Origin of the sequence: Paraburkholderia sp. FT54 (assembly GCF_031585635.1) — a bacterium.
Lineage (GTDB): Bacteria > Pseudomonadota > Gammaproteobacteria > Burkholderiales > Burkholderiaceae > Paraburkholderia.
In genome coordinates, this window is the sequence record NZ_CP134195.1 from 1,985,937 (window position 1) to 2,010,974 (window position 25,038).

18 protein-coding genes are annotated in these 25,038 nt (G+C 65.0%); 5 read left to right on the forward strand and 13 right to left on the reverse strand.

What is annotated here, in order from left to right; translation table 11 throughout:
• The first annotated feature begins 6 nt into the window (after positions 1 to 6).
• Positions 7 to 381 carry a hypothetical protein gene (locus RI103_RS09330; RefSeq protein ID WP_310815047.1) on the forward strand — a complete coding sequence of 125 codons (375 nt, stop codon included), beginning with the start codon at positions 7 to 9 and terminating at the stop codon, positions 379 to 381.
• Positions 382 to 407: 26 nt separating this feature from the next.
• Here RI103_RS09330 and RI103_RS09335 read toward each other — a convergent pair whose 3' ends face one another.
• Positions 408 to 1,304 (reverse strand): LysR family transcriptional regulator, encoded by an 897-nt coding sequence (locus RI103_RS09335; protein ID WP_310815048.1) that lies wholly within the window; start codon positions 1,302 to 1,304, stop codon positions 408 to 410.
• A 78-nt stretch (positions 1,305 to 1,382) separates the two neighbouring features.
• Positions 1,383 to 2,621: an amidohydrolase family protein gene (locus tag RI103_RS09340; protein WP_310815049.1), complete on the reverse strand. Its 1,239-nt coding sequence runs from the start codon at positions 2,619 to 2,621 to the stop codon at positions 1,383 to 1,385.
• 256 nt (positions 2,622 to 2,877) lie between these two features.
• Here RI103_RS09340 and RI103_RS09345 point away from each other — a divergent pair, with 256 nt between their 5' ends.
• Entirely contained in the window at positions 2,878 to 3,909 is a 1,032-nt protein-coding gene (locus RI103_RS09345; RefSeq protein WP_310815050.1) for a sensor domain-containing diguanylate cyclase, read from the forward strand.
• Between the two features lie 12 nt (positions 3,910 to 3,921).
• Here the strand turns inward: RI103_RS09345 and RI103_RS09350 are convergent, their stop codons facing one another.
• Entirely contained in the window at positions 3,922 to 4,830 is a 909-nt protein-coding gene (locus RI103_RS09350) for a LysR family transcriptional regulator (protein ID WP_310815051.1), read from the reverse strand.
• A gap of 128 nt (positions 4,831 to 4,958) precedes the next feature.
• On the opposite strand from RI103_RS09350, the gene RI103_RS09355 reads away from it, so the two are divergent.
• Together RI103_RS09355 and RI103_RS09360 are read left to right on the forward strand one after the other, a co-directional pair.
• On the forward strand, positions 4,959 to 5,741 hold the full coding sequence (locus tag RI103_RS09355; RefSeq protein ID WP_310815052.1) for a glucose 1-dehydrogenase: 783 nt from the start codon (positions 4,959 to 4,961) through the stop codon (positions 5,739 to 5,741).
• A gap of 310 nt (positions 5,742 to 6,051) precedes the next feature.
• Positions 6,052 to 6,321 carry a hypothetical protein gene (locus RI103_RS09360; RefSeq protein WP_310815053.1) on the forward strand — a complete coding sequence of 90 codons (270 nt, stop codon included), beginning with the start codon at positions 6,052 to 6,054 and terminating at the stop codon, positions 6,319 to 6,321.
• Between the two features lie 11 nt (positions 6,322 to 6,332).
• On the opposite strand, the gene RI103_RS09365 is transcribed toward RI103_RS09360, so the two are convergent.
• The 10 genes from RI103_RS09365 to RI103_RS09410 all read right to left on the reverse strand — a co-directional run bounded on the left by RI103_RS09365 (position 6,333) and on the right by RI103_RS09410 (position 23,693).
• Positions 6,333 to 9,200 (reverse strand): Hsp70 family protein, encoded by a 2,868-nt coding sequence (locus RI103_RS09365; protein ID WP_310815054.1) that lies wholly within the window; start codon positions 9,198 to 9,200, stop codon positions 6,333 to 6,335.
• Entirely contained in the window at positions 9,197 to 11,056 is a 1,860-nt protein-coding gene (locus RI103_RS09370; protein ID WP_310815055.1) for an Hsp70 family protein, read from the reverse strand. Before RI103_RS09370 ends, RI103_RS09365 begins: the two co-directional genes overlap by 4 nt.
• On the reverse strand, positions 11,053 to 11,631 hold the full coding sequence (locus tag RI103_RS09375; protein ID WP_310815056.1) for a DUF2760 domain-containing protein: 579 nt from the start codon (positions 11,629 to 11,631) through the stop codon (positions 11,053 to 11,055). The genes RI103_RS09370 and RI103_RS09375 overlap by 4 nt, the downstream gene beginning before the upstream one ends.
• A gap of 429 nt (positions 11,632 to 12,060) precedes the next feature.
• Positions 12,061 to 13,680, reverse strand: coding sequence for an MlaD family protein (locus RI103_RS09380; protein ID WP_310815057.1), 1,620 nt, complete (start codon positions 13,678 to 13,680; stop codon positions 12,061 to 12,063).
• 148 nt (positions 13,681 to 13,828) lie between these two features.
• Entirely contained in the window at positions 13,829 to 14,800 is a 972-nt protein-coding gene (locus tag RI103_RS09385) for a DUF2950 domain-containing protein (RefSeq protein WP_310815058.1), read from the reverse strand.
• A 22-nt stretch (positions 14,801 to 14,822) separates the two neighbouring features.
• The gene (locus RI103_RS09390; RefSeq protein WP_310815059.1) at positions 14,823 to 16,157 is read right to left on the reverse strand and encodes a DUF3300 domain-containing protein; all 1,335 of its coding nucleotides are present in this window, start codon (positions 16,155 to 16,157) and stop codon (positions 14,823 to 14,825) included.
• A 569-nt stretch (positions 16,158 to 16,726) separates the two neighbouring features.
• A complete protein-coding gene (locus tag RI103_RS09395) occupies positions 16,727 to 19,213 on the reverse strand; it encodes a fused MFS/spermidine synthase (protein ID WP_310815202.1) in 2,487 nt (828 codons plus the stop codon).
• A gap of 309 nt (positions 19,214 to 19,522) precedes the next feature.
• On the reverse strand, positions 19,523 to 21,205 hold the full coding sequence (locus RI103_RS09400; protein ID WP_310815060.1) for an arylsulfatase: 1,683 nt from the start codon (positions 21,203 to 21,205) through the stop codon (positions 19,523 to 19,525).
• A 133-nt stretch (positions 21,206 to 21,338) separates the two neighbouring features.
• Entirely contained in the window at positions 21,339 to 22,397 is a 1,059-nt protein-coding gene (locus tag RI103_RS09405) for an HAD family hydrolase (RefSeq protein ID WP_310815061.1), read from the reverse strand.
• A 129-nt stretch (positions 22,398 to 22,526) separates the two neighbouring features.
• Entirely contained in the window at positions 22,527 to 23,693 is a 1,167-nt protein-coding gene (locus tag RI103_RS09410; RefSeq protein ID WP_310815062.1) for a formylglycine-generating enzyme family protein, read from the reverse strand.
• Between the two features lie 362 nt (positions 23,694 to 24,055).
• Here RI103_RS09410 and RI103_RS09415 point away from each other — a divergent pair, with 362 nt between their 5' ends.
• Positions 24,056 to 25,015, forward strand: coding sequence for a MoxR family ATPase (locus RI103_RS09415; protein ID WP_310815063.1), 960 nt, complete (start codon positions 24,056 to 24,058; stop codon positions 25,013 to 25,015).
• Positions 25,016 to 25,038: the final 23 nt, after the last annotated feature.

The window sequence follows — 25,038 nt, forward strand, 5'->3', positions numbered from 1 at the left end:
GACGACATGACAATCGCAGATGAGTTGGAGAAATTCGGTAACTTTCATGACTGGTACATCGACATTATCGCGACCAGCAAGGAAGGGGGGGGCAGCACGCCCAATACGTTGACGCTCGCGCTTTACGATCAGACCCGGCGTGCAACCGTTACCTTTTGCGGCGTCACGCGTGCCGCTATTGAGGGCGGCGGCCTGCTGAACATCGTCAACGCGATCGAGGTGCTCGAACAGGACAACGAGGCCTACGCCGTGGCAATCAGCATGCTGGAAAGATCCGCGCATTTCGGCAGGCATCACGGCGACCATATCGCCTACGTCTTTTCAACGGTCGGAGCGGAGATCGCCGTGGAGTTCGACTCGCTCAGAATTGAAACCGCTTAGCAGGCGGCTCCTCCAATTGAGCCAACTCACTCGAAAAAACCCACCGCCAGATCGATAAACTCGCGGATCTTGCGCGGCACGAACTCCCGGCTCGGGTACACGAGCGAAACCGCCACGTCGCCATTGAGCACGGCGTGGTCCTCGAGAATCCGCACCAGCGTGCCCGCGCGCAACTCATCGTCGACCATCTCGAGCGGCAGCAGTGCGATGCCCATCGCGCCGAGCGCCGCCTGTTTCTGCATGATCATGCTGTTGACCGTGAACGACGCATCGAGCGCGATGCTCTCTTCGCCGCCGTCGCCGTTGCCGAACATCCAGCTCTGCGGGCTCGTGTCGAGCGGCGCGGTAATTACCCGGTGCCGCGCGAGGTCCGCGGGCGTTTTCGGATAACCGGCCTGGGCGAGATAAGCGGCCGACGCCACCGGCACCGCGTGCGAGTTGATCAGACGGCGCACCACCAGCGACTCCGAGCGGATCATATGCTCGGTCACGATACCCACATCGAAACCGCCTTCGAGCAGGTCGACGCGTTTTTCGGTGAGCGTGACGCGCAGATTCACATGCGGAAACTTGGCCTGATACTCCGCGAACAGCGGTGTGAGGCGAAACAGCGAAAAGCTGCCGAGTGCCACGATGCGCAGATCGCCCGCGACCTCCTTCGACGTGGTGCTCGCGCGCGATTCGACCTCTTCGAGTTCGGCCATCAGGACCCGGCAGCCGTCGGCATACTCGGCGCCGGCTTCGGTTAGCACGACCTTACGCGTGGTGCGCTGGAACAGGCGAATGCCGAGATGCTTTTCGAGGCTCGACACATGGCGCGTCACCACCGAGGTCGAGACGCCGAGTTGCTGCGCGGCCTGCGCGAAGCTGCCCGCGTCGGCGACCTTGACGAACGCCTGCATGGCCTGAAAGAGATTGATCATGTGAGTGCGAAATACCTTGTGGCGGGCGACGTGGCGCGGCCGCTGCGATGCATGCGCGCAGCCTCGCCATCGTCGTGTTCAATTCATCGATTCGGGATCCGTGCCCTCGCGTGCGACGATCCGGCCATTAGCCACCACGAGCTTGCGCGGCGGCCGCGCGACGAGCGCATGCGCGAGCGTGTCCGCGTCGACCAGCACGAGGTCGGCGCGCGCGCCGGCGTGCAGACCGTAGTCCGCGAACCCGCAAGCGCGCGCCGCCGTGCTGCTCACGCAGTCGAAGGCAAGGGCGAGATCGTCGTCACGGCGCAGGCCATAGCGCATCGCGATCAGCATGGCGCGTTCGAGCATGTCCGGCGAGCCGTAAGGCGTCCACGTATCGCGAATGCCGTCGTTGCCGCCGAACAGCGTGACTCCTTTTTCGAGGCAGGTTCTGAGCGGCGGCACCGGCGTCGAGGAGGGCGCCGTGGTCAGCAGTGCGACGCGCAGATCGGCGAGGCGGTCGAGCAACGCGTCGCGTTCGCGCTCGGGCAGCGCGCCCAGACAGAACGCATGACTGACCACCACCTGGCCTTGCATGCCCAACGCGGCGACACGGTCGAGCAGAAGGCCGAGCGTGAATGCGCCGATTTCGCCGGGCTCGTGCAGGTGAATATCGATCGGCTTGTGATGGCGCTGCGCGAGTCCGAACGTGAGATCCAGCGAAGCCACCGGATCGCCGTCGATCAGCGCCGGATCGAGCGCGCCAAGCACATCGGCGCCGGCGTTCAGCGCGCTGTCCAGCAACGTATCCGTGCCCGCGCGGCCGAGCAGCCCCGACTGCGGAAACGCGACGATCTGCATGTCGAGCACATCGCGCAGCGCGTCACGCGTGGCGAGCACGCCGTCCAGATGGCGCAGACCCGCGTCGGTGTCGATATCGACGTGCGTGCGCAGGCGCGTCGTGCCCGCCCGTAAAAACGCCCGGGCGAGCGCGAGCGACTGTGCGCCCGCGTCATGACCGCTCCCGGCGCGCCAGCGTCGTTCGTTTTCGATGCGGTCGGTCAGCTTCGGCCCAACCTCGTTGCGATACCAGCGCATGCCCCAATGGGTTTTGTCCAGATGCGTATGGCCTTCGACGAAACCCGGCAGCAGCAACGCGCCCGCGCCGTCCTCGAACGTCACGCCGGGCTCGCGCGGCAGACCGGCGCCGCTGCTTGCCGCGCTTATTTCCACGATGAGGCCGTCGGCGATCGAGACGTCGACACGGGTGCCGTCGGCCAGGCGGACGTTGGCGATGAGCAAAGCGTTCGTCGGGTGGTGATGGGCGGTTGTCGTCATGAGAACGGGTCGGCGGCGTCGCGCGTCAGGCAGCGCGCGGCAAGGGCGTGTGCAATTGTCTGTTGAAAAGGACGTGCCGCCTGTTTGCTCGAGTAAACAGAGGCGGCGCGTCACCGGCGGGTGAATTGTACTTCCTGGCGCGGCGCGTCGATCCGCGCCGCCGTGTCCGGTTCGCGCGCGGACGCGCTTCGCGACCGCTCAAGTTTCGCGTGGTTGTGCCGTTGACACGAGCTGATTACTTTCTGGAACCCCAGCCGTGCAACTCGCCTTTAGTAACGACCGTCTGTCCAGCCGCATGCAGTTCGATTCGTCCGTCGCCGGCGAACCCGAGCTGGAATCGTCGGTCATCGAATGGCTGCTGCACGACGATCAGGTGATGCGCGAATGCTTCACCCACGCAGCGGAAATCCTCAAGAGCGTGACCGGCGCGGCGATCACCGCGATCACGCTGCTCGACGAGGAGTACCAGCATTACCGCGCCGAGGTCGGCATGGCGATGCCGCTCGTCACGCGTGCCCGCTCGCTTGCGGACTATGCGGTGCGCGACGCCGAGCTGTTCGTCATCGAGGATGCGCATAACGATGCGCGCTTCGGCGAATGCATGCTGGTGCAGCGTCATCCGTTCGTGCGTTTTTATGCGGCGATTGCGCTGCGCGCGCCAAATGGCGAGATCGTCGGCGCGTTGTGCGCGATGGACCCGTCGCCCGGCCGGCTCGACGCGGGGCAGCGCGGCGTGTTCTACCACCTGCGCGCGATGATCGAAAACGATCTGAAGATGCGCACGGCTACCGCGATCGATCCACTGACGCAGTTGTACAACCGCCGTTTCCTGCTGGAGAGCATCACGCGCCGCTGGAAAGAGGCGCGGGACGGCGACGTCATGGGTTCAGTCGTGGTCGACGTGGACTGGTTCAAGCAGTACAACGACACCTACGGTCACCAGGCGGGCGATCAGTGCCTGCGCAAAGTGGCCTCGGTGATGCAGGCGGCGGCCGATGGCGAACGCATCATCGTCGGACGCATGGGCGGCGAAGAGTTCGGCCTGCTAGTGCTGCAAGCGGAGCACGCAGCGCTCGAAGAGACGCTCGACACGCTGCGCCAGGGCGTGGTGGATCTGGCGATCGAACATCGCGCGTCGCCGCTCGGCAGGGTGACGGTGAGCGTGGGCGCGTCGTTGACTCGCATCAGCGAGTCGTCACGGCCGGGGTATCGTGAGGGTTTCGCGAGCGCGGACCGGGCGCTGTATCAATCGAAACATGGCGGCCGAAACCAGGTGACGATGGCGTAGCAGGCCTCGCGTTCAGGCAGTCTCGTGCAGCGCGCGGAGCTGGCTCACCCAGTCGGCGAACACGCGAACTTTGGTGCTGTAACGGCGGCTCGGCGGATAGGCGAGATAAACCTGTAGCGGCTCCGGCCGCCAGTCCGTCAGGATCGGCACGAGAGCGCCGCGCTCGACGGCCGGCCGCACCATGAAATCCAGCGTATGAACGATGCCAAGTCCCGCGAGCGCGGTGGCCAGATGCGCATTGCTCTCGCTCACCATCACCGTGTTGCGCACGCCGTCGAGCACGATACGCTCGCCGTCCTTGAAGAACTGCAAGGGCTGCATGAGTCCGCTGCTTGCCGAGAAGTAGCCGACCACCGCATGCCGGTCGTCGACGATCTGACGCGGATGTGAAGGCGCGCCATGTTCGGCCAGATACGCCGGGCTCGCGCAGGTGGTCCAGCGCAGGGTGCCGATGGCGTGTGTCACCAAAGCAGGGTCATCCGCCGAGCTGCGAATTGCGCAGTCGATGTTCTCCGCGATCAGATCGGCGGTACGGTCCGTCACGCTCAAGCGCACCTGAATGTCCGGGTAACGCGCGCAAAATTCGGGGAGCGCGGGAATCAGAATACCGCTTGCGGTCGAGCCGCCGGTGTCGACCCGCAGCACGCCGCGCGGGCTTGCCCGGTCGCGGCCCAAGGTCGCCTCGATATCGTCCAGTTCGCTCAGCAGGTGGCGCGTGCGCTCGTAATACGCCGTGCCGTCCGTCGTCACGTTGACGCTGCGCGTGCTGCGTTCGAGGAGTTTCACGCCCAGGTGATCTTCGAGCGACTTGACCCACTTGCTGACCGTCGCGTTGGGCATCTGCAGCGACTGTGCCGCGCGGCCGAAGCCACCGGTTTCCACCACGCGCGCAAAGATGCGGATGGCCTGCAAGTGATCCATGTGAGCCCCATTCCGATAGATTATCCACAAATGTAGATAAAGAAACCACAGGATACATATTTATCTCTGTGTGTGCATGAAATAAGCTGGGTGTCATGGTCAACCGACCTCATACACAGGAGCCGTTCATGAATCAGTCCGCACTTGAAAACGTCAATCCCCGCAAACACGCCGGCAAGATCGTGCTGGTGACCGGCGGCAGCAGCGGCATCGGCCTCGCCGCCGCAACGCGTTTCGCCCAGGAAGGCGCGATCGTCTATATCACCGGCCGCCGTCAGGCCGAACTCGACGACGCGGTAGAGCGCATCGGCCATGGCGCCACCGCGATTCGCGCGGATATCTCGTCGGCCGCCGACCTCGAGCACATGATCAGCACGGTGCAGGCCGCCCACGACCGACTCGACATCCTGTTCGCGAACGCGGGCGGCGGCGAGTTTTCGCCGCTCGGCGCGATCACCGAAGCGCAGTTCGACAAGTACTTCGGCATCAACGTGAAGGGCACGCTGTTCACGGTGCAGAAAGCCTTGCCGTTGATGCGGCCAGGCAGCGCGATTGTCGTCACGGGTTCAATCGCCGCAAGCAAGGGTATGCCGGCCTTCGGCGTGTATGCCGCGACCAAGGCCGCGCTGCGTTCGTTCGCGCGCACATGGGCGACCGACCTGAAGGGCCGCGGCATTCGTGTCAACGTGGTAGCGCCCGGCGTGGTGGTCACGCCGGCCTACAAATCCGAACTGGGCATGAGCGACGAGCAGATCGACGCCTTCAGCCAGCAGGCCAGCGCGACCACGCCGCTGGGCCGCGTCGGCGAACCGGACGAGATCGCCACGGCCGTCTCGTTCCTCGCTTCCGATGAAGCGAGTTTTATCACGGGGATTGAACTGGCTGTCGACGGTGGTATGACGCAGGTGTAGTACTACCAAACAATCGTGGAGTCTTCATACGAAAAGGCCGGTTTTTTACGGCCTTTTTTGCATATTGAGAAGTAGTTAGCGCGGCGCATTCATCAGAGCATTCCGATACTCATCACGCGAATGGGTGGGCGTGTATCGAACATGCGTCTGCGTGCCCCTTGTTCGCCGCGCATAAGGTTCCCTTAAGCTTCACCTGTTGAGATAGAAGGAGATGGTTGCGTCAGGCCGAAGCATTAGAACGCCTGGCCTCGTCGGCGGAGGAGAGCTGCTGGTTGTACATGCAACGAAAAGCCAAACGAGAAAAACAACGATGCCCACCGTACGAAAATCCACCCGAGAGGCAGAGAAGGCGCTCTACAGATCCACCTACATGATGGATCTGGCGCGCGGCAGTTCGTACATTGCCAGCACGTTGACGCCGGCGACACAACAGGCCGCCATCGCCGAAGTCCTGAACGGATTTCGCGCGCAGTACGGCGCCGACACACTGCTCATATTCCGCGATCTGCTCGCGGAGAGTCTCAAGAATCGTCAGGACACGCTTGCGGCGGAAGCGGTATTGAGTTTCGAGCTGCCCTAGCCGCGCGAGTCTCAGTTCGCGATCAGCTTCAGTCCCGCCGGCAGCGACTCGCCGAACACGCGGCCTTCGTCGGCGTTATCGAGCTCGACGCTCTCGCTCACCATCGTGATCCATGCGCGCGGCGCGTTGGCCGCTTCGAGCCGGCGCACTACCTTATGGCGCAAATCTTCGGACAAGTCGCGCGAGCGGTCGCCGGTCATGCGGGCGATCTGCACGGCGGCAAACGCGGCGGGATCGACCTTCTTCCAGTCGAGCGCGAGGAGTGCGTCAAGCCATGCTCCGGCAATCTCCGGCGGCACGACACTATGCGCGCTGCCGTAGAAAGGCCGCCGCGCACCGATGCGCCCGACCGCCCACCAGCTTTGATGATTCTCAGCGGGTTTCTTCAGACGCGTCAGCACCGATTCGCCGAGTTCGATCTTGCGTTCCACAGGAATCCGTTCGAGCGATGCGCTCAGCCGAACCATATCGGTGAAGCCGGTTTTCGCCACGTCGAACGGCAGCTTGAGACGCGATTGCGCGGCGCCTTGCAGATACGCCATCGCGTCGAGCACGCGCAGTTGCGCGCTCTCGTCGAGGCCGCCGGCGGCGCGGCGCCAGAGCGTCCACCATTCCGACCAGACCTGGCTTTCGTTGACGTACTGGATGCCGTCGTCGAAGAGCGACCAGAGTTGTTCGACACGCCATTCGTCGAGCGGATAGCCGAAGCCGGGCCGCACGCAATAGCCGGCCAGGTTCAACCAGAGGCGCTCGTGATCCGCCGAGCGGCGCCTGCGGCGCGCGCGTTCCCACAGCGCGCCGAACAGTTCGCGCAGCAACGCGCTGTTCCAGCTTTCGCGCGGACCCAGTAGTTGTTCGAGTTGCGAGCGCAGGCGTTTGACTTCTTTCGGATCGACCTTCTGCGCGCGCGAACCGAAGCAGCGATCGATATGTTCGATCGCCTGGTCGAGCGCCGGATGACGGGTCGGTGCAGCATCCGCGCTCAGGTCCACTTGCGCGTCGTCACGGCGCAACTGGAATTCGAGCAGCCAGCGCTGCGCGGGATCGTCGAGTTCGATGCAGTGGACTTCGAGCGTGCCCACCTCGGTGAGCGACGTCGCGATCTGCACGGCGGTCTCGCGTGCGCTGCTCGTGCCGCGCGGCTGCACGATGGTTGCGATCGGCGGCAAACGAACGAAGTCGCCGCCGGCGAGATCGATCAATTCGCCTGGCTGGTACACCGTATCCGCACTTGACGACACGAGGTGAAACCGCACCGGATGCCCGAGCCGCAACGCAAAGGTGCGATCCGCGATCAGGATCTCGTGGCCTTCTTCGGTGCCGCGCGGCAGCAGGCAGATGCCGCGTTGCGCGGGTTCGCCATCTTGCTTGCCGTCGCCGGTTTCGTCGAGCACGAGGAAGTAGCTGCGCGGCGAGCCGCCGCCGATTTTCGGCGCGTTGCCCGCACGCGCCAGCGAATAGGCGACCGCGCCGCGTGCCACGGCCACGTCGGGATTGTCGTTATGCAGCACGTTGAGCGCTTCGCCGCGCCACGTGCCCAAGGTGCTGGCCAGACGCTGCGTGAGCGCTTCGGCGCGGAACACGCCGCCGTTCAGGAGCAGGGTGTCGGGCACCGGCAACGCGTCTTCGTCTGGTGAACCACGAGACTCGGCGCCCAGTGCTTTAAGCGACTGCGTGGCGAAGCGACTCAGAAACCCCGCGATATGACGCGTGACGGCGGCATCGGTCGCGTAGGGCAGGCCGAATTCGACGATCGCGCCACGCGGTCTGCCCGGCCGTTCGTGCGACGCCACCGCCGGAAAAAAGCCGTCGACGATGATCCGCTCGACCTCCTCGCGCGTGACCTGCACCGTGCGCGCGCCGCCGATCAGCTTCGAGCCCGCGCCGAGCAGCGTGATGGAGGTGGAGTCGGGCGCCTGCGGACCGAGCAATTGTTCCTTGGCATTGCGACACCGCTCGACCAGCTGCGACAGACTCGCCGCCGACAGGCGCGTGCGCTCGCCCGCATGGTTCGCGCCCGGCAGCCGCGCTTCCACCAGATGCGCGAGCGCCAGATCCATGTTGTCGCCACCGAGCATCAGATGATTGCCCACGCCGATCCGCGTGAGCTGCGGTTCGCCGTCGCGCAGGCTGACTTCGATCAGCGTGAGGTCGGTGGTGCCGCCGCCGACGTCGCAGATCAGCACGAGGCGCGTGTCCGCAAGCTCGCTCGCCAGCCGCTCGCGATGATGAAACAGCCAGTCGTAGAAGGCCGCTTGCGGTTCTTCCAGCAGCTTCAGATTGTGCAGGCCGGCCAGGCGGGCCGCCTCCACGGTCAGCGCTCGCGCGCCTTCGTCGAACGACGCCGGCACCGTGAGCACCACGTCCTGGCGTTCGAGCGGCGCGTCCGGAAAACGCTGGTTCCAGGCCGCGCGCACGTGCGCCAGATAGCTCGCGCTGGCTTCGACCGGCGAGACTTTGCGGACCTCGTCGGCGGCGCCCCACGGCAGGATCGGCGCGACGCGGTCGACCGATGCATGCGAGAGCCAGCTCTTCGCGCTCGATACCAGCCTGCCAGGCACCTGAGCGCCCAGCACACGCGCGAGCCGGCCGATCACAACCGGCTGCGTGTCCTGCTGTCCATCCTTGCGCGCGCCGCTCTGGTCCGCGCCGGACCACGGCAATCGCAGATCGCCGGGGTTCAGTTCGCCCTGCGCCGCGTGATAGCGCACCGAGGGCAGAAGCGGCCGCGCGGCCACTTCGCCGGGGCTCACCAACTGCTCGATCTCGAAGACGCGAATGCGCTGGGACCCACCCGGCGACCCCGCTTCGGCGTAGGCGAGCACCGTGTTGCTGGTGCCGAGATCGATACCGACGCTGTACCGCTTCATCTCATTCATGCATTCGCGTTGCCGCGCACATCGAACTCGACTTTCCAGCGCTCGTCGGTGCCGCGCGGCACGGCTTCGAGTTCGAGCGTGCCCGCTTCGGTGACGCGCGCATGCAGCTTCACCGGTACGACTTCACCGGCGGTGCGGCCGGCGGCGGGCAGCGTCGCCTGAATCTCTTCGAGTTCCTGCAATTCGTCGGGTCCCCAGAAGTCGAGCAGCGTACCGACCTGATCCTGACGGCGCACCGACGACCCGAAGAAGCGGAAATGCACCGGCTCGCCGACCACCAGCCCGAATTCCTGCGCGGGCAGTTCGGCCTCGGTGCCTTCCTCCATGCCGAAGGGCGCCACGCATAGCGCCTGGATCGGCGGCTCGAGACCGGGCACGGCGGGCATCGCCGATTCGATCGCGATGTAGTACGCGCGCGCCGTGCCGCCGCGAATCCGCACGCCCTGGCCGCGTCGCACGTAGCCGTAATAGGCCGCGCCGCACGCGACGGCGAGGTCGAGATCGGCGCCTTCGAGCAGCCGCGCCGGCGCCGCGCCTTCCGCGCCGAGCCAGTTGTTGAGCGTGCCCATGATGCGTTCGACCAGCAGCGGCGACTTGAACACGCCGCCGTTGAACAGCACCGCCGTGGGATGCAGGAAGCTCGCATTCTCCGCAGCCGCGATGCCGCTCACGCCTGCCAGTTCAGCCAGCGCGCCCACTTGACGACCGAGAAACGCCGCCAGATGGCGCGTGATGCCCGCGTCCTGCGCATACGGCAGCCCGAGTTGCGTCAAACCGGCACGCGCGCGGCTCACTGGACGCGCCGCGCTATCCACCTGCGGGAAGAAGCCTTCGAGGATCGTCTGGGTCAATTCGGTGCGCGTGAGCTCGGTGCGGATCGAGCCGCCGATCAGTTTCGAGCCGCGGCTCGGCACGACCAGCGGTACGGTTTCGGTGGCCGGATCGCTGAGCAGCGTTTCCTTGGCCGAGCGGCACGCGTAGGTGAGGGCGCGCAGTTGCCACGCGTCGGCCTGGGTGCCTTGCGCCGCGAGCTTGCGCGCGACCACGTGCGCGAGCGCCAGGTCCATGTTGTCGCCGCCGAGCAGAATATGTTCGCCGACCGCGACGCGATGCAGTTCGAGATTGCCTTCGCGTTCGATCACGGCGATCAGCGAGAGGTCGGTCGTGCCGCCACCCACATCCACCACGAGGATGATGTCGCCGACCTTGACCTGCTTGCGCCACTGGCCGCCGCTCTTCTGGATCCAGCTATACAGCGCGGCTTGCGGTTCTTCCAGCAGCGTCATGCGGCCGTAGCCAGCGGCCTCGGCGGCTTCGGCGGTCAGTTCGCGCGCGGCCGGATCGAACGAGGCGGGGATCGTCACCGTAATGTCCTGCTCGCCGAACGGCGCGTCGGGATGCGCGTGGTCCCAGGCTTCGCGCAAATGCGTCAGATAGCGCACCGAGCTTTCGAGCGGCGAGACGCGCGCGACTTCAGGCGGCGCGTCGTTGGGCAGAATGGCGGCGCGCCGGTCGACGCCCGGATGGCACAGCCAGCTCTTCGCGCTCGATACCAGCCGGATCGGCGTGGCCGCGCCGCGGCTGCGGGCGAATTCGCCGACCGCGAATTCGCGCTGGCCGGTCCATGGCAGATAGAGGTCGCCTGAGGCGAGTTCGTCCGGATGCGGCAGATAGAGAAACGAGGGCAGCAAATCGAGGTTGTCGATCGCGCCGGGGCCCGTGAGCTGGGCGACCGGCAGGACGCCCTGAGTGGTCTTTTCGCCGTCGCTGGCGCTGGTGTCCACGTAGGACAGCGCGCAGTGCGTGGTGCCGAGGTCGATGCCGATGGCGTAGCGTGATTGGCGTGCGTCGCTCATAGCTCCACCTCGGCCGGTGCGATCACCTTTGCGTTGTGGCTGTCCGCGAGTTTCGGCAGACGCACTTCTTCGACACGCCAGCCGCGATGGCTGATGCTGCCGTTAAACGGCGCCTTGCCGACCACGTTGCCCGTCAGGCGAATCGAGGCCGCGTCGAAACCTTCGGCCAGCGTGACGCGGCTGCCTTCGGCTTCGTCGCGCACCGGGCGGATCGTGAAGTGCTCGCGCAGCGTGGCGCGGCAACCGTCGTGCACGAGGCGCGCGGCCGCGCCGATGTCGGCATCGCTATAGCTCTTGATGTCTTCCTCGACGAAATCGATGAAGCGCGCGTCGCGTTGCAACAGGCCGAGCAATTGCAGCGCGGCGTCAGGGCTCGCTTGCTTCAGCACGGGCGCCGGCTGCGGTGCGGGTGTGGGCGCCGGGGCAGGCGCCGGCGCGGGCGCTGCGCTGGCGGCAACGCCGCCGTCACGCAGACGCAGGACCCCAGCGGCGAATTCGCCATCGCCGAGGATGCGGAAGAATGTGCCCACGGCGAGGGAAATCCTGCCGAGGAAAGAGGGATTCGAATCGGTCATAAATGCTCCTGAGGTGCTCTGTTTAAGGACGAGCTGTCCTGGCTGCGCCGGCCGCGGAGCCCCGCCGGGCTTGAGCGGGCCGTCGTCGTGCGGCTTGGCGAAGGCCGGCGGCATGCCTGCCGCCGGCGTCTGATTTCATCCTGATGCGCGGCGCGATTTGCGCGCGCAAAACCCGTATTTTGCCTTGTGGCGCGCCCGAAACGGGCAAAGCCGGCCATTCTAGCGGGCAATGCGGCGAGATTGGCGGGTTGTCACGGTGATGTGGCGAGCATGTCGGTGCGGCGCTTTCACGCGATGGTCACGCGTAGTTCATGCGTTGTGCGGTCGTGGCGGCATTGATTGCCCGTTGTCGCCCACGATCCCATCGGAGCCATGGGCCGCCCGCACCAGCGCTGTCGTACTCGCTTTGATCGTCCGGGTTTCCGTTGGTCAAGGCTTGTCTCCAGGTTTGCCGCGCACCAACGACTCCGGATGACGCTCCAGATAGTCCGCCAGCGCGTTCAGCGATTGCAGCGTGCGGGTCAATTCCCGCAGCGCCTGGTGCACATCCGACTGCAACGGCGAGTCCTGCTGCAAAGTCGCCTCGGCCGAGCCGAAGGTCTGCCGCGCGGCGGCGAGCGTATCGCGGGCTTGCGGTACGACTTCGTTGTTGAGCCGGGCGAACAGCGCATCGGCGTTTTTCAGCGACGTGTTCAGGTTCGATCCGATCTGATCGAACGGCACCTTGTCGAGCTTCTTCGCGATGTCGGCCACCTGCACCTGCAGCGCGTCAAGGGTGTTCGGGATGGTGGGCAGTTCGACCGGATCGCTGGCGGCGTTGAACTTGACGGGCGCGGCATTCGGGAAGATGTCGAGCGCGATGTACAACTGGCCCGTCAGCAGGTTGCCGGTGCGCAACTGGCCACGCAGCCCGCGCTCGACGAGACGCCGCAGCAGTTCGCGGCTGGCCGCGGTGTGCGCTTCGGGCATCGCCGGGCCACGGGCACGCCGCCGGAGCCGGTCCGGGTACAGATCCAGCGTCACCGGCATGACGAAGCTGTGCATGTCCGGATCGTACTCGACGCCGATGTCCGTCACCTGGCCAAGCACGATGCCTCGGAAGTCGACCGACGCGCCCACTGAAAGCCCGCGCAGCGACTGGTTGAAAGTCATCACGGCGCGCACCGGTATGCCGTCCGGCGGGCGCATGGCGTCCGCTTCGTCGGAGGCGAGACGGAAGTCGCTTTTTTCCGCCGCCGGCGCGCCCATCGGCTGACCCGGTGGCGTCTGGAAAGCGAGGCCGCCGATCAGAATTGTCGCGAGCGACTGCGTGTTGACGACGAAGCCGGCCGAATCGAGCCGCACATTGACGCCGCTTGCATGCCACCAGCGCGAATTGGTGCCAACGTACTGGTCGAATGGCGCCGCGACGAACACCTGCATCGTCACGCCCGTGCCGTCCTTGTCGAGCGAAATGCCATAGACCTGGCCCACCTGCACGCGCCGGTAGAAAATCGGCGAGCCGATGTCGATCGAGCCGAGCGAATCGCCGTGCAGCGTGAACCGGTGGCCCTTCTGATTGGCGGTGATGGGCGGCGGCGTTTCCAGCCCGACGAACTCGGTTTGCGTTTCCGTGGAGCGGCCGACGTCCACGCCGATATAGGGGCCCGAGAGCAGCGTGCCGATGCCCGAGATGCCGGTCGCGCCCACGCGAGGGCGGACCACCCAGAAGCGGGTGTCCTTGACCGCGAAGCCTTCCGCCTGCTTCGTGAGTTGCACGGCAATCTGCACGTGCGTCCGGTCCTTTGACAGCGTGATCGCCTTCACCGAACCGATTTCGACGTCCTTGTACTTGACCTGGGTCTTGCCGGGTTCAAGGCCTTCTGCGTTTTCAAAGACGATCGTGATCGCCGGCCCGCGTTCCCTGACCGACTTGACGACCAGTGCGATACCGATCAACGCCGCGATCAGCGGCACGACCCAGACGAGCGAGGGCAGCCACCTGCGCCGCCGCACGATGTCAGGGTCGGGCAGATCGGGCGGCAGGACAGGTCCTTGCGGGCTATTCATGGCGGGGCTCCGAAGCGTGACTGGGCGCGCCTGGCCGCCGCTGGCCGCGCGGCTCCGGAAGCGGGCGCGGATCGAACGGCGTCGCCAGGCTTACTGCTGGTCCCCGGGCCGCCGCGAGCGGGTCGCGCTCGCGGTGCCGATACCGCGCTCAGGGCTGCACGGCCTCCCACGACGAGTCTGGATCGAACGATTTGAGCGCGGCCGCGGCACGCGCCGATTGCGGGCCGAGGTTCTTCTGGTAGATCTGCCCGTCCTGATTGACCATGAAGCTCATGACGCCCGTCTTGCCATACTCGGCGGGCCACGCGACGAGGCCGTAACCCTTCGTCATTGTGCCGTTCTCGACGTAGTTCCGGCTGCCGCCTTTGGCATGCGGTCCTTGCGCGGAGAGAATGCGGAAGTGGTAGCCGTGATAACCCTCTTTCGAGATGGCGCCGGTATGCGACATCGTCGCGGCGAGCGGACCGAGCGGACTCTCTGCTTCGCCAGGCGCGCTCGGCCAGTACAAGCCGTCGTGTTGGCCCGGCGTGCTCAGAATGCGCTGCGCGTAATGCTGGGTCAACCCTTGATAGTCGCGTTGCGCATCGAGATAAGCGAGCGACGTCAGCATCGCCGCGCGCTCGTTGCGGCCGATGCGGCGCGTCGCGATTTCGTCGCGGCCGGCAGCGGGATCGAAGCGCCAGCCGTTGGGCGTCTGCACGAGCGGAATCGGCAAGGTCCAACCGCTGGTGCCAACCGACAGATGCTTGCTCGCCCGGCCGTCGAGCGGCGCGGGATCGTCGACGATCTGGTGCCCCGCCGACCACGCGCCGAGAAAGTCGTAGATGTCGTCCTCACCTACGTCTTTGGTCGGTATGAAGCGGGTGAAGTCCTTGCCGAGCACACGCTGCATTGCGGCGTGGTCATTGCTGGCGAGCGCGTCGACGAAAGCCTTGGTGGCGAGCTCGGGTGTCGGGTACACGGCCTGTGCATGCACCGCGGACGCGCCAAACAGCAGAGCGGCGAAGCCGAGCGCAGTAGCGGCGCGGCGCGGTTTGAGGGCGCGGGCGCAGGCGCAGGCGCGCGCAAGGGCGTCGGCAAGACGTCCACCGGGGGTGTGAAACGTGCGGATGCGAATCATGAGCGGCTCCTGTGTGATCGGTTCAATGCCTGCCGAAGTGGCGCTGACCGCCGCCACCCGCACCCAGACCGCCGCCGCGCGGCTGACCGCCGCCCGCACCGAAACCGCCGCCGCGTTGTTGTCCACCGCCGCCCGCGCCCAGTCCGCCGCCGGCGCGCTGGCCAGCGCCTCCCGCTCCGAGATTGCCGTTACGTGGCTGACCGCCACCGCCGCGATTCTCCGCCAGCGACTGCCGACTTGCCTGGCCGCGCTGCATATCGCGCTGCGCGTCGCCGCCGTTGCCCGCGCCACGCAACGCGTTGTCGCGGTTCACATTCTGTGCGCCGTTGCGGATGTTGCCGGCGGAGTTGCCGCCCTCGTGGATGCCCTGCACGCGCTGACTGGCTGTTCCGCCCAGGTTCTGGCCGGTGCGGTTCTGCAAGGTCTGCTGCGCCTGCGCACGCGAGGCCGACATATCGCGCCCGCGATACGCGTCGCGCTGCGCACTGCCCACGTTGGCCGCGGTGTTGCGGTTGAAGGTCGAATTGCGGTTCCAGTTCGTCGTGCTGCTATTCACGTCGAGCCGCCGGTTCACATTGATGTTGTTGTACTGATTGACGTTGATGTTGACGCTGTGATTGTTCCAGTTGACGTTGCTCCACAGCGAGCTGGTGATCGCGACACCGACGCCGAACGCGAGACCCGCCGCGAGTCCGCTGGCCACGGCATAGCCCGGCGGGGGCGGCACGTACACAGGCGGATAGGCCGGATAGGGCCATGTCCCGTAGACGACCGTGGGGTTGTACGTCGGCACGTAGACGACCTGCGGGTTGACCGGCACGATCTGGATCGTGCTCTGCTCGACGACCACTTTCTGCTGTGGGTTGGTCTTCAGGTTGCCGGCCTGCTGCGCCTGTTTGCGCAAGCGCTGCACGGAGTCCATCACGTCGTTCGGCTGGGCGAGGAAGGCGTTGCCGAGCTGCGTGACCCAGTCGGGTTTCGACGCCATGGTGGCGAGCACCTGGGGAAACGCCACCAGCGATTGCACGCTCGGATCCCACGGCTCCGACGCGACCGCTTTCACGGCGTCGTCGCCCTCGAGCTTCGGATTGGCTTTCGACCATGCCGCCGCCGCCGGCACATCCTGCGGGAAGGTGGAGGCCATCAGCACCTGCGCGAGGAGGGCGTCGGGATAGAGCGCGATCGGCGCGGTCAGCGAATCCAGTTGCTGATTCGAGATCTTCGCCGGAGTTTGTGCCGGGGTTTGTGCATGAGCGGCAGGCGCCGCGACCTCGAGGAAAAGCGGCGAGCCGGCTAGCACCGTGAATGCGGCTAGAAGAATTCGCGATCCTCTCTGGTATGCCCTGGAGCATTTCACGATCGGGTCTCCCTTGTTGGAAGTTGATTGAGGCGCAGTGACGCGGTGCGTGAGTCGTCGAAGCCGTAACCATGCCGCTCAGCGATCAGCCACCTGAAGTGGGTTTGATCAGCGGCGCGGCGGTCTGCTGTACACGACCCGTGAGAATCGAACTTCGAACGGACTCCGAATCGTGGTACAGGCAGTTCGCACCTGAACATCCGGGTTCCCTGCATGCGTGGCAAGCTCACGGCGACACACGGAATTGCGCCGCATGTTCGCAGAGCGAATGATGCGCACGCGGGACAACGTGAATCGCAAGGACAAGTTTAATAAAACTTTTCCGTCGAAGTGTGCAATATTTTTCTCAAGTCAATATTGCAATCGCACGAGGTCCATTGGGATCGATTCAGTCGTGGTGCATCGATATGATTCTGTCGCACGAAGTTATTTGTGCGTGAGTAATTTTGTTGGAAAAGGCTTCACGTGAATACGATCGAATAATAGCGCGGCATGATGCGAATCAATTCAGAGAAAAATAGTTTTTCGTTAAGTGTCGTCCGAACCCTTCCCGTTATTCCTGGTGCTCGCTACCGCGACGGTTCATCGCCGACGAACCAGTGGAAATAGGGATTATCCGGTTGCGCCCGCAAGGCATCGCCAATGTCGCGCGACCACGCCTCACGCTCGCCGCGATATGCATCGAGGCCCGCGTCATAAAAACTTTTCAGCGTAGCGCGCTCGCTATTCAAGGCTGCGCGGAAAGTTTCGTCGGCATGAAGCAGAGGCGGCTCGCCACGCAGCGCGAGCAGATGCGCGAGTGCATCGGGGAAACCATCCCGCCGCACCCACGCCGCGTATTCGATACGCGGGCGGTCGTCGGTGACGGGCGGCGCATCCGCGGCGTAGTAGGCAAGGCCGGCACGATCGGTGATCCACATCGCCAGCAGCGCCGCCGGCGACGCCACGCCGACTTCGCCCAGGGCCGCCGCGACCTGTGGTTGCGCCATGCGCGATGCGATACGCGGCACGTCCAGTTCGATTGGCTGCATCGAGCCGACCAGCATCATCTCGTGCAACTCGGTGGTCCACAGCGCGGCGTACGGAAATACCTGGATGAAGCTCTGGATCAGCGAGCGCGTGTCGTCTTCGTTCTGGGTCGGCAGTGGCAGCCATTGCGCGACGATGCCGCCCGTTCGCAGACGCGAGGCCGCCAGCCGGTAGAAGTCGGACGAGTAGAGGTTGACCACGCCCGCCGCTGACGGAGGCGGCGGCTCTAGCGTGATCAGGTCGTAGCGTTCGCCGCTGCGTAACAGTTCGCGCCGTCCGTCGCGCAGGCGGATATCCACGCGCGGGTCCGTGCTCATGCCATAGTTGCCTTTGAATTGCGGCGCCGCGCGCACGACCGCCGGCAGCAGTTCGGCGACCACGCGTTTGTCGAGGCCGGGCCACGTGAGCAGCGCGCCACCCGTGATGCCGGTGCCGAGTCCGATGACGAGCGCGCTACGCGGCGTGTCGCGATGGACCAGCAGCGGCAGCAGTGCTTGCAGGCGCATATAGCGCAACGACGTCATCGCGTCGCCGGAGTTCGAGACGCCTTGAATGTAAAGACGCCGGAACTGTTTCTGGCCCGCACCCTGTTCGATCACTGCGACGGTGCCGCCCGCGCTCTCCTCGTAGGAGACCAGCTTGCCGCCGCGTGCGTCGGCGAGCAGGGTGGCGAGGCGGTCCGACGGTGTCAGCAGCACGGCGCACAGCATTGCCAGAGCCAACAGCGGGACGCTCCAGCGAGCGCCACGCCGCACGCGCTGACCGCGCCACACGGCGATGCCGCCCACCGCGCCGGCAAGAACGGCGAGCGCCGCGAGCGCGTGTATCAACCCGAGCGCGGGCACCAGCAGGAAGCCGGCGAGCAGGGTGCCGGCGATGCCGCCCGCGGTATTCAGCGCCACCACTGCGCCGACATCGCGGCCGGTATGCCGCGCATCCACGCTCACACGAAGCGCGAACGGAAACGCCGCGCCCAGCAACAGCGTGGGCACGAAGACGATGCACCCGGCCGCGACCGCGAAGCTCGCGCACATGGCGGCGAGCAGGCTGCCGGTGGCGGCAAACGCGGCCTCGCGTGCAAGGCCTTGCCATTGAAGCAGCCAGCCGCCCAACGCGGCGACTTCCAGCAACGCAACGAGTCCGGCTGCCACGATCAGCAGCGCGAACACGCCCCACGGATCGCGCGCGCCGTCGACATGACGCGAGGCGAGCGCGCTGCCGAGCATGAGTCCGAGCAGATAGGTGGCGAGCACGATCGCGAAGGCGAAACTGCGCGTGCTGATGAACTGCACGATCAGTTGCGACCACACCACCTCGTAACCGAGCGCGATACCGCCGGCGAGCGCATAGAGGGTGATGGCGAGGCGCGCGCCGGGCGCGGGCTTGTGATCCGCCGTTGCTTCATCCGCGGCGGTCGTTTTGAGTGGCTGGGGATTCACAGACTCTCGTGCGGACGTGACGCGGCTGATCAGTAGTGCGATCAACGCGGCCACCGCGTTCAACCCGGCAGCGGCGAACGCGCTGCCCCGCACGCCAAGCGACGGGATCAGCACGAAAGCGCAAACGAGCGTGCCCGCGATCGCGCCACCCGTATTGGCCGCGTACAGGCGCGCGCCGGCGCGGCCCAATTGCGTCGCGCGCGGACCCAGGGCGCGCATCAGCACCGGCAATGTGCCGCCCATCAGCACGGCAGGCAGGCCGACCAGTGCGAACGGCAACGCCCACGCCAGTGGCCCGGCACGCTCCTGCAGCCACGCGAACGGCGCGGCCGCGTGCGCCAGCGCGATGGTGCCGGCCATCGCCAGCAGCAGCGCGCCGCCTTCCAGCGTCGCGTAAAACAGCAAAGGCCGCGACAGACGATCCGCGAGCCGGCCGAGCAGCCAGCCGCCCAGCGCGAGACCCGCGAAAAACGCGCTGACGCCAGTCGTGACCGCCTGCACGTCGACGCCCACGACGAGCGCCAATTGCTTGATCCACAGCACCTGGTAAATGAGCGACGCCGCGCCCGATGCAAACAGCAACAGCATCGGCCAGAAGACGGACAATGTGGGCGCAGCGGTGGGATTGGGCGATTGCTGTTCGAGCGGCCCGCTTGAAGCTGAGGCCCGTGCCTGCGCGCGTTCTTGTGCGCGGCGCTCGCGGCGCGGACTCTTGGCTCGGTGCGTCAGCGTGTGCGTCATCGATTGACATTGAAGGGGGTTGAAACGGCGCGTGACGTGCGCCGTTCGGGGGAGGCGTAGCGCGCGATCGGAAGAGAGCGCGCGCAACGCAGCAGCGATGTTGCATGCGACCGGAGTAACGCACTGATGCACGAGCTCCGGTCGACGGACGCAGAGCTATTCCAGGCCGCGCTTCCTGAACGACTCGTCGATCTTCTTGTCGACCTGACGGCGCACGCCGTCCACACTGAAGCTCGCGGGCCGCTGGCTCGGCGGATAGTCGACGAAGGTCTGCAGGAACGTCGAGGCTTTCATCGTCGCTATGCCGGTCAGGTAGACATTCTTCGCAAGCCAGTCGTTGTATTGATCCGACGTCACGTCCGCGCGCTCATAAGGATCCATGCGCAGGTTGAATATCTTCGGAACACGCAGGCAGACAAATGGATCCTGCCATATATTGAAGTTGCCCTTCGCGCGCTGCTCGCAGAACACCGCCTTCCACGCGTTGCCGTCCTGATCCCAGCGCATCGCCACCAGTTCGCCGTCGTCGTTGAAATAGTAGAACTCGGTGCGCGGGTTTTTGGTAGTTTGGCCCGTCAGGTACGGCAACTGGTTATAGCCGTCGAGGTGATTCCTGAAACTCGCGCCGCCTGCTTTGGGCGCCCAGCCTTTGAGGAGCCGGTCCTTGACGCCGCCGTCGCCGGCCGCGGCGACCAGCGTCGGAAACCAGTCGAGCCCGGAGAACATGTCGTTGGATGTCTCGCCGGCCTTGATATGCCCCGGCCATCGCACCATCGCCGGCACGCGGAATGCGCCTTCCCAGTTCGAATCTTTCTCGCTGCGGAACGGCGTGGTGGCCGCGTCGGGCCACGAGAACTGATTCGGCCCATTGTCGGTCGTGTAGACGACGATGGTGTTATTGGCGATCTTCAGGTCATCCAGCAACCTGAGCAGTTTGCCGACGTCCTGGTCGTGTTCCCACATGCCGTCGGCGTACTCGTTGCCGACCATGCCGCTCTTGCCTCTGAACTCGGGACGCACATGAGTGAAGATGTGCATGCGCGTGAAGTTCATCCACACGAAGAAAGGCGTGCCGTTCTTGACCTGCTTGCGGATGAACTCTTCCGCGTGCGCGCCGGTTTCGTCGTCGATGGTTTCCATGCGCTTGACCGTGAGCGGACCGGTGTCCTGAACCTTGCCGTCGGACGTGCTGTGAATCACCCCGCGTGGCGAGAAGTTCTTCGCGTACGGGTCGTTCTTGTCCTTCGGCCAGTAGGGACGCTCGGGTTCTTCCTCGGCGTTCAGGTGATACAGGTTGCCGTAGAACTCGTCGAAACCGTGATTGGTCGGCAGGTACTCGTTCTTGTCGCCAAGATGGTTCTTGCCGAACTGAGCGGTTGCATAGCCGAGCGGCTTGAGCGCCTGGGCGATGGTCATGTCACCCTTTTGCAAACCGACCGGCGCGCCCGGCGCGCCAACTTTGGAGAGCCCGGTGCGTAATGGCGACTGCCCGGTGATGAAGGACGACCGACCCGCTGTACAACTGTTCTCGGCGTAGTAATCCGTGAAGATCATGCCTTCGTTGGCGATGCGATCGATATTCGGCGTCTTGTAGCCGACCACGCCGCGCGAGTAGGCGCTGATATTCGCCTGGCCGACGTCATCGCCGAAAATCACGAGGATGTTCGGTTTCGCTGACGATTTGGCGGCCGGCTGTGGCGCGCTGGTCGCAGCCGGTTTGGCCGCGGGTTGCGTTTGCGCGGGTGCGTTGATCGATGGAAGGATCAATACACCGAACACGGCAAGGGCAAGCACGGCGGCCCCCAACGCGTAACGCCCTTTTTTTGGCATCTTTGTCATTGTGTCGCTCCAATCGAGTTGACGCTTTTCCGCCCGTTATCCTCCCGTCACGCAGTGCTCCGCGCGATGGGTTACCCCTCGAAGGCCGCTGTCTGTCTATACGGCCAGGCCCGCGCTCGCCGCTCGGCGCGGCTTACTGCTTCTGCGCCGGAAAGACTGTCTGCCAGTCGTCTTTCATGCTCACCACCGTCCAGCCGTCGGTGACCGCTTCGTCCCACGCCTTGTCGAGCTTGCCGACTTTCGACGCACGGTCGTAAGCGAATTCGCGCGCGCTGTCGTCGTGATGCAGCAGCAACGCGAGATGCCGACCGGGACCGGCGGCGGTGTACTGCAGCATCTGCAGATCGCCGTCGGAGTTGCCGAACGCGAGAATCGGCTTGCGGCCGATGTTGCGATAGATGCCGACGGGTTTGCCGGGGCCGTCGTCGACGAAATCGAGTTTCGGCTGGCGCACGAGAGCAGGTTGGCCGTTGCGCATCTCGTACCGCACCAGCTGGCTGGAGCCGATGATCTGCTCGGGCGGAATGCCGTAAGCCTTTTCGGCCCACACTCGCATGAACTCGATCGTGCCGCCCGAGACAATGTAGGTCTTGAAGCCGTTGGCGCGCAGATAGGCCAGCAACTCCAGTTGCGGCTGATAGACGAGCTCCGTATACGGCCGGCCGAACTTCGGATGGCGTGCGCTATCGAGCCACGCGCGGATGGTCTTGTCGTAGTCGTCGACACTCATGCCGCTATTGGCGAGCGCGACCAGTTGCTGCAATGCCTTCTGCTGGCCCGCGAGCGCGCCGTAGTCTTGCGCGACGAGCGCCTTGAAAGCGGGATTGTCTCGCCACTCGGGATGCCGCGGCGCGGCCGCCTTCACCTGTTGGAGCATGAAGACGAACTGAAAATACAGCGGCTGTTCGCTCCACAGCGTGCCGTCGTTGTCGAACACGGCGATGCGATCCGCGGGCTGCACGAATGACGGTGAACCTTCACGGGTGACATCGCTGACGAAGGACTGGATTGCCTGTTTGGCCGGCGTATCACGCCAGGAAGACAACGTAGCGGCGGGCGAGTTCGCCGTGGGCTGGGCACGCGTGACGGCATCGTGCGGCGCGGCGCAACCGGTAAGACTGAGTGCGACGCATGCGGCCCGGAGCAGACGCAGGGCACGGCTCGACCACACAGGCTGATGGCACGGTTGCATCCAGGCTCCAGTTCGATTGGACAGACAATCGCGACGCGCGCCGACACCTCGTGGGCGCGAGAAACGGCGGTGAGTCAACGATCGGACACAGCGATCAAACACAGCAGTCGAGCAGCTGTTCGGCGCACGCTACCCGCCGGTGATGCCAGGCGCCCCCGCGGCTCTCGCCGAAGCCTGGCGGGCGCCGGCTTCTTTCCACGCGGCTTCGTCCATCACGAGGCGAAAGCCGAGATGCGACATGCTGTTATAGGGATCGGTGCCGCGTCTCGCGCTGGGCCGGTAGCTCAGGCAGTAGGTTTCGTTGCAGAGGAACGAACCGCCGCGTGTCACGCGCTTGGGGGCGTCGACGGGCACGCCCTGGTCGGCGGGATCCCACGAATCGCGCGGGCCCACCGGGTTGTCGATTGCGCTGGTGCTCGCCGCCTCGCGTCTGAATTGATCGGCGCGATACCAGTCGGCCACCCATTGCCAGGCGTTGCCGGTCATGTCGGAGAGGCCGTAGCCGTTGGCCGGAAAGGTGCCCACCGAGCTCGTGCCGAGCGCGCCGCCCGCTTTCGGATTGACCACCGGGAACGACTGTGGCTGCTGGCCTTGCCACACGTTGGCCATCTGTTTGCCATCAGGGGAGAACTGCTCGCCCCACGCATAAGTGGCCTGTTCGAGGCCGCCGCGCGCGGCGAACTCCCATTCGGCTTCGGTCGGCAGGCGCTTGCCGGCCCATTTCGAATAAGCCTGCGCATCTTCGTAGGACACCTGAACCACAGGATGATCGTCCTTGCCGACGATGCTGCTGTCGGGTCCAGCCGGATGCCGCCAGTTGGCGCCAGGCACATAGCGCCACCATTGCGAGTAATCATCCAGCGGCACGGGACGATTGGTGCCGACGAACACCATCGCGCCCGCCACCATTGCGCTCTCGGGCGGACGCGGCGTGCCGGGTGGCAACTGCACTTTCAGTGTGTCCCAGTCGGGTTTTTTCTCGGCGGTGGTGACGTAGCCGGTGGCCTCGACGAAGCGGCGGAATTCCGCGTTCGTGACGTGATGGCGGTCCATCCAGAAACCATGCACCTTCACCTTGTGCGCGGGACGCTCGTTCGGTTGCGCCTGTTTGGCGTCGCTGCCCATGAGGAACTGGCCGCCGGGCACCCAGGCCATGCCGAGCGGGCCGTGCGCGCCGTCGCCGAGAACGATTGGTGCATGAGCGGGCGCGTGCGGCGTGAAGGCCCAACTGACGGCGGCGCCGATGCATGCCGGAACCATGACGAGCAGGGTGCCCCACAGCAAAAGTTTGCGCATGCGTGATGCACGCGTTGCTGTCGCGGCGGTCGTTCCGTTCGAGCGGGACGGCCTGGCTGGCCCTCGATCTCTCGCACTCGTCATCTGTTCTCTCACGCAGTGAAACGGCCGGGTCGTCGTACGTGACGATCGACTCGCTATTTCAAGCTTCATGACAAACTTAGCGATACAGAATAAGGCCGTTGCACTCGTGCAAACGAGCCACTTGGAGAGTAGCAATTTTTTCCCGATATTTCATAATTTTTTTTAAACAAGTGGGAAGCTTTGACGAATACGCACTGGTGCATTACCGTGTCTGCGTCAACATGACATCCGGGTCGTCCAGGCAGATATCACGTAAGAGACTTGAGAGAGAAAGCACGATGCGCGAAACCGTTCTGCAGTTCGAAGCGAGCGTGAATGAGGCGGTCGTGGGCCAGCAGGCCGTGGTTCGGCAGGTGTTGATTGCGCTGCTGGCGGATGGCCATGTCTTGCTCGAAAGCTTGCCGGGGCTCGCCAAGACGCGCACGGTCAAGGCGATTGCCACGCGGCTCGCGGCGACCATGAGCCGCATCCAGTTCACACCCGATCTGTTGCCCTCGGACATCACCGGAGCGGAGACGCTGCTGCAATCCGGCACCGAACGCACGCTCAGTTTTCAACCCGGACCGATATTCGGCAACCTGATTCTCGCCGACGAAATCAACCGCGCGCCAGCCAAGGTTCAATCCGCATTGCTTGAAGCAATGGAAGAGCGGCAAATCTCAGTCGCGGGAAAAACACACCGCATGTCCGCGCTGTTTCTCGTGATGGCCACGCAGAACCCGATTGAACAGGAAGGCACTTATCCATTGCCGGAAGCGCAAATGGATCGCTTTCTTCTCAAAGTACTGATCGACTATCCGTCGCCCGCTAGCGAAGTCGCCATGCTGCGGTTGCTGCGGCACGAGAGCAACGCGCCCGACGAGGCGCCGGCGGTACTGTCGCAGGACGTCATTTTCGCGGTGCGCGAAGAAATCCGGCAGGTTGCCGTGGCGCCCGCGATCGACGACTATATCGTGTCGATCGTCAACGCGACGCGTCACGGCGCTGAACTCGACGCGGACCTCGGCAAATGGATCGAGGTCGGCGCGAGTCCGCGCGGCGCGATCGGCCTCGACCGCGCGAGCCGCGTGCAGGCGTGGCTGCAGGCGCGCAGTTTCGTCACGCCTGACGACGTGCGCGCTGTCATGCACCCCGTGCTGCGACATCGCCTGATCCTTTCTTACGATGCCAACGCGGACAGTATCGGCGCCGACCGGGTGATCGACCGTCTGGTGGAAAAGGTCGCGGTGCCGGCCTGATCCGGCTGTCGTCTCAAGGCAAA

Coding starts and splice junctions, on each gene's coding strand:
- RI103_RS09400 (WP_310815060.1), bottom strand. CDS start 21,205: ATGACAAAGATGCCAAAAAAAGGGCGTTACGCGTTGGGGGCCGCCGTG.
- RI103_RS09335 (WP_310815048.1), bottom strand. CDS start 1,304: ATGATCAATCTCTTTCAGGCCATGCAGGCGTTCGTCAAGGTCGCCGAC.
- RI103_RS09370 (WP_310815055.1), bottom strand. CDS start 11,056: ATGAGCGACGCACGCCAATCACGCTACGCCATCGGCATCGACCTCGGC.
- RI103_RS09330 (WP_310815047.1), top strand. CDS start 7: ATGACAATCGCAGATGAGTTGGAGAAATTCGGTAACTTTCATGACTGG.
- RI103_RS09375 (WP_310815056.1), bottom strand. CDS start 11,631: ATGACCGATTCGAATCCCTCTTTCCTCGGCAGGATTTCCCTCGCCGTG.
- RI103_RS09365 (WP_310815054.1), bottom strand. CDS start 9,200: ATGAATGAGATGAAGCGGTACAGCGTCGGTATCGATCTCGGCACCAGC.
- RI103_RS09405 (WP_310815061.1), bottom strand. CDS start 22,397: ATGCAACCGTGCCATCAGCCTGTGTGGTCGAGCCGTGCCCTGCGTCTG.
- RI103_RS09350 (WP_310815051.1), bottom strand. CDS start 4,830: ATGGATCACTTGCAGGCCATCCGCATCTTTGCGCGCGTGGTGGAAACC.
- RI103_RS09355 (WP_310815052.1), top strand. CDS start 4,959: ATGAATCAGTCCGCACTTGAAAACGTCAATCCCCGCAAACACGCCGGC.
- RI103_RS09410 (WP_310815062.1), bottom strand. CDS start 23,693: ATGCGCAAACTTTTGCTGTGGGGCACCCTGCTCGTCATGGTTCCGGCA.
- RI103_RS09415 (WP_310815063.1), top strand. CDS start 24,056: ATGCGCGAAACCGTTCTGCAGTTCGAAGCGAGCGTGAATGAGGCGGTC.
- RI103_RS09385 (WP_310815058.1), bottom strand. CDS start 14,800: ATGATTCGCATCCGCACGTTTCACACCCCCGGTGGACGTCTTGCCGAC.
- RI103_RS09380 (WP_310815057.1), bottom strand. CDS start 13,680: ATGAATAGCCCGCAAGGACCTGTCCTGCCGCCCGATCTGCCCGACCCT.
- RI103_RS09340 (WP_310815049.1), bottom strand. CDS start 2,621: ATGACGACAACCGCCCATCACCACCCGACGAACGCTTTGCTCATCGCC.
- RI103_RS09360 (WP_310815053.1), top strand. CDS start 6,052: ATGCCCACCGTACGAAAATCCACCCGAGAGGCAGAGAAGGCGCTCTAC.
- RI103_RS09395 (WP_310815202.1), bottom strand. CDS start 19,213: ATGCTGTTGCTGTTTGCATCGGGCGCGGCGTCGCTCATTTACCAGGTG.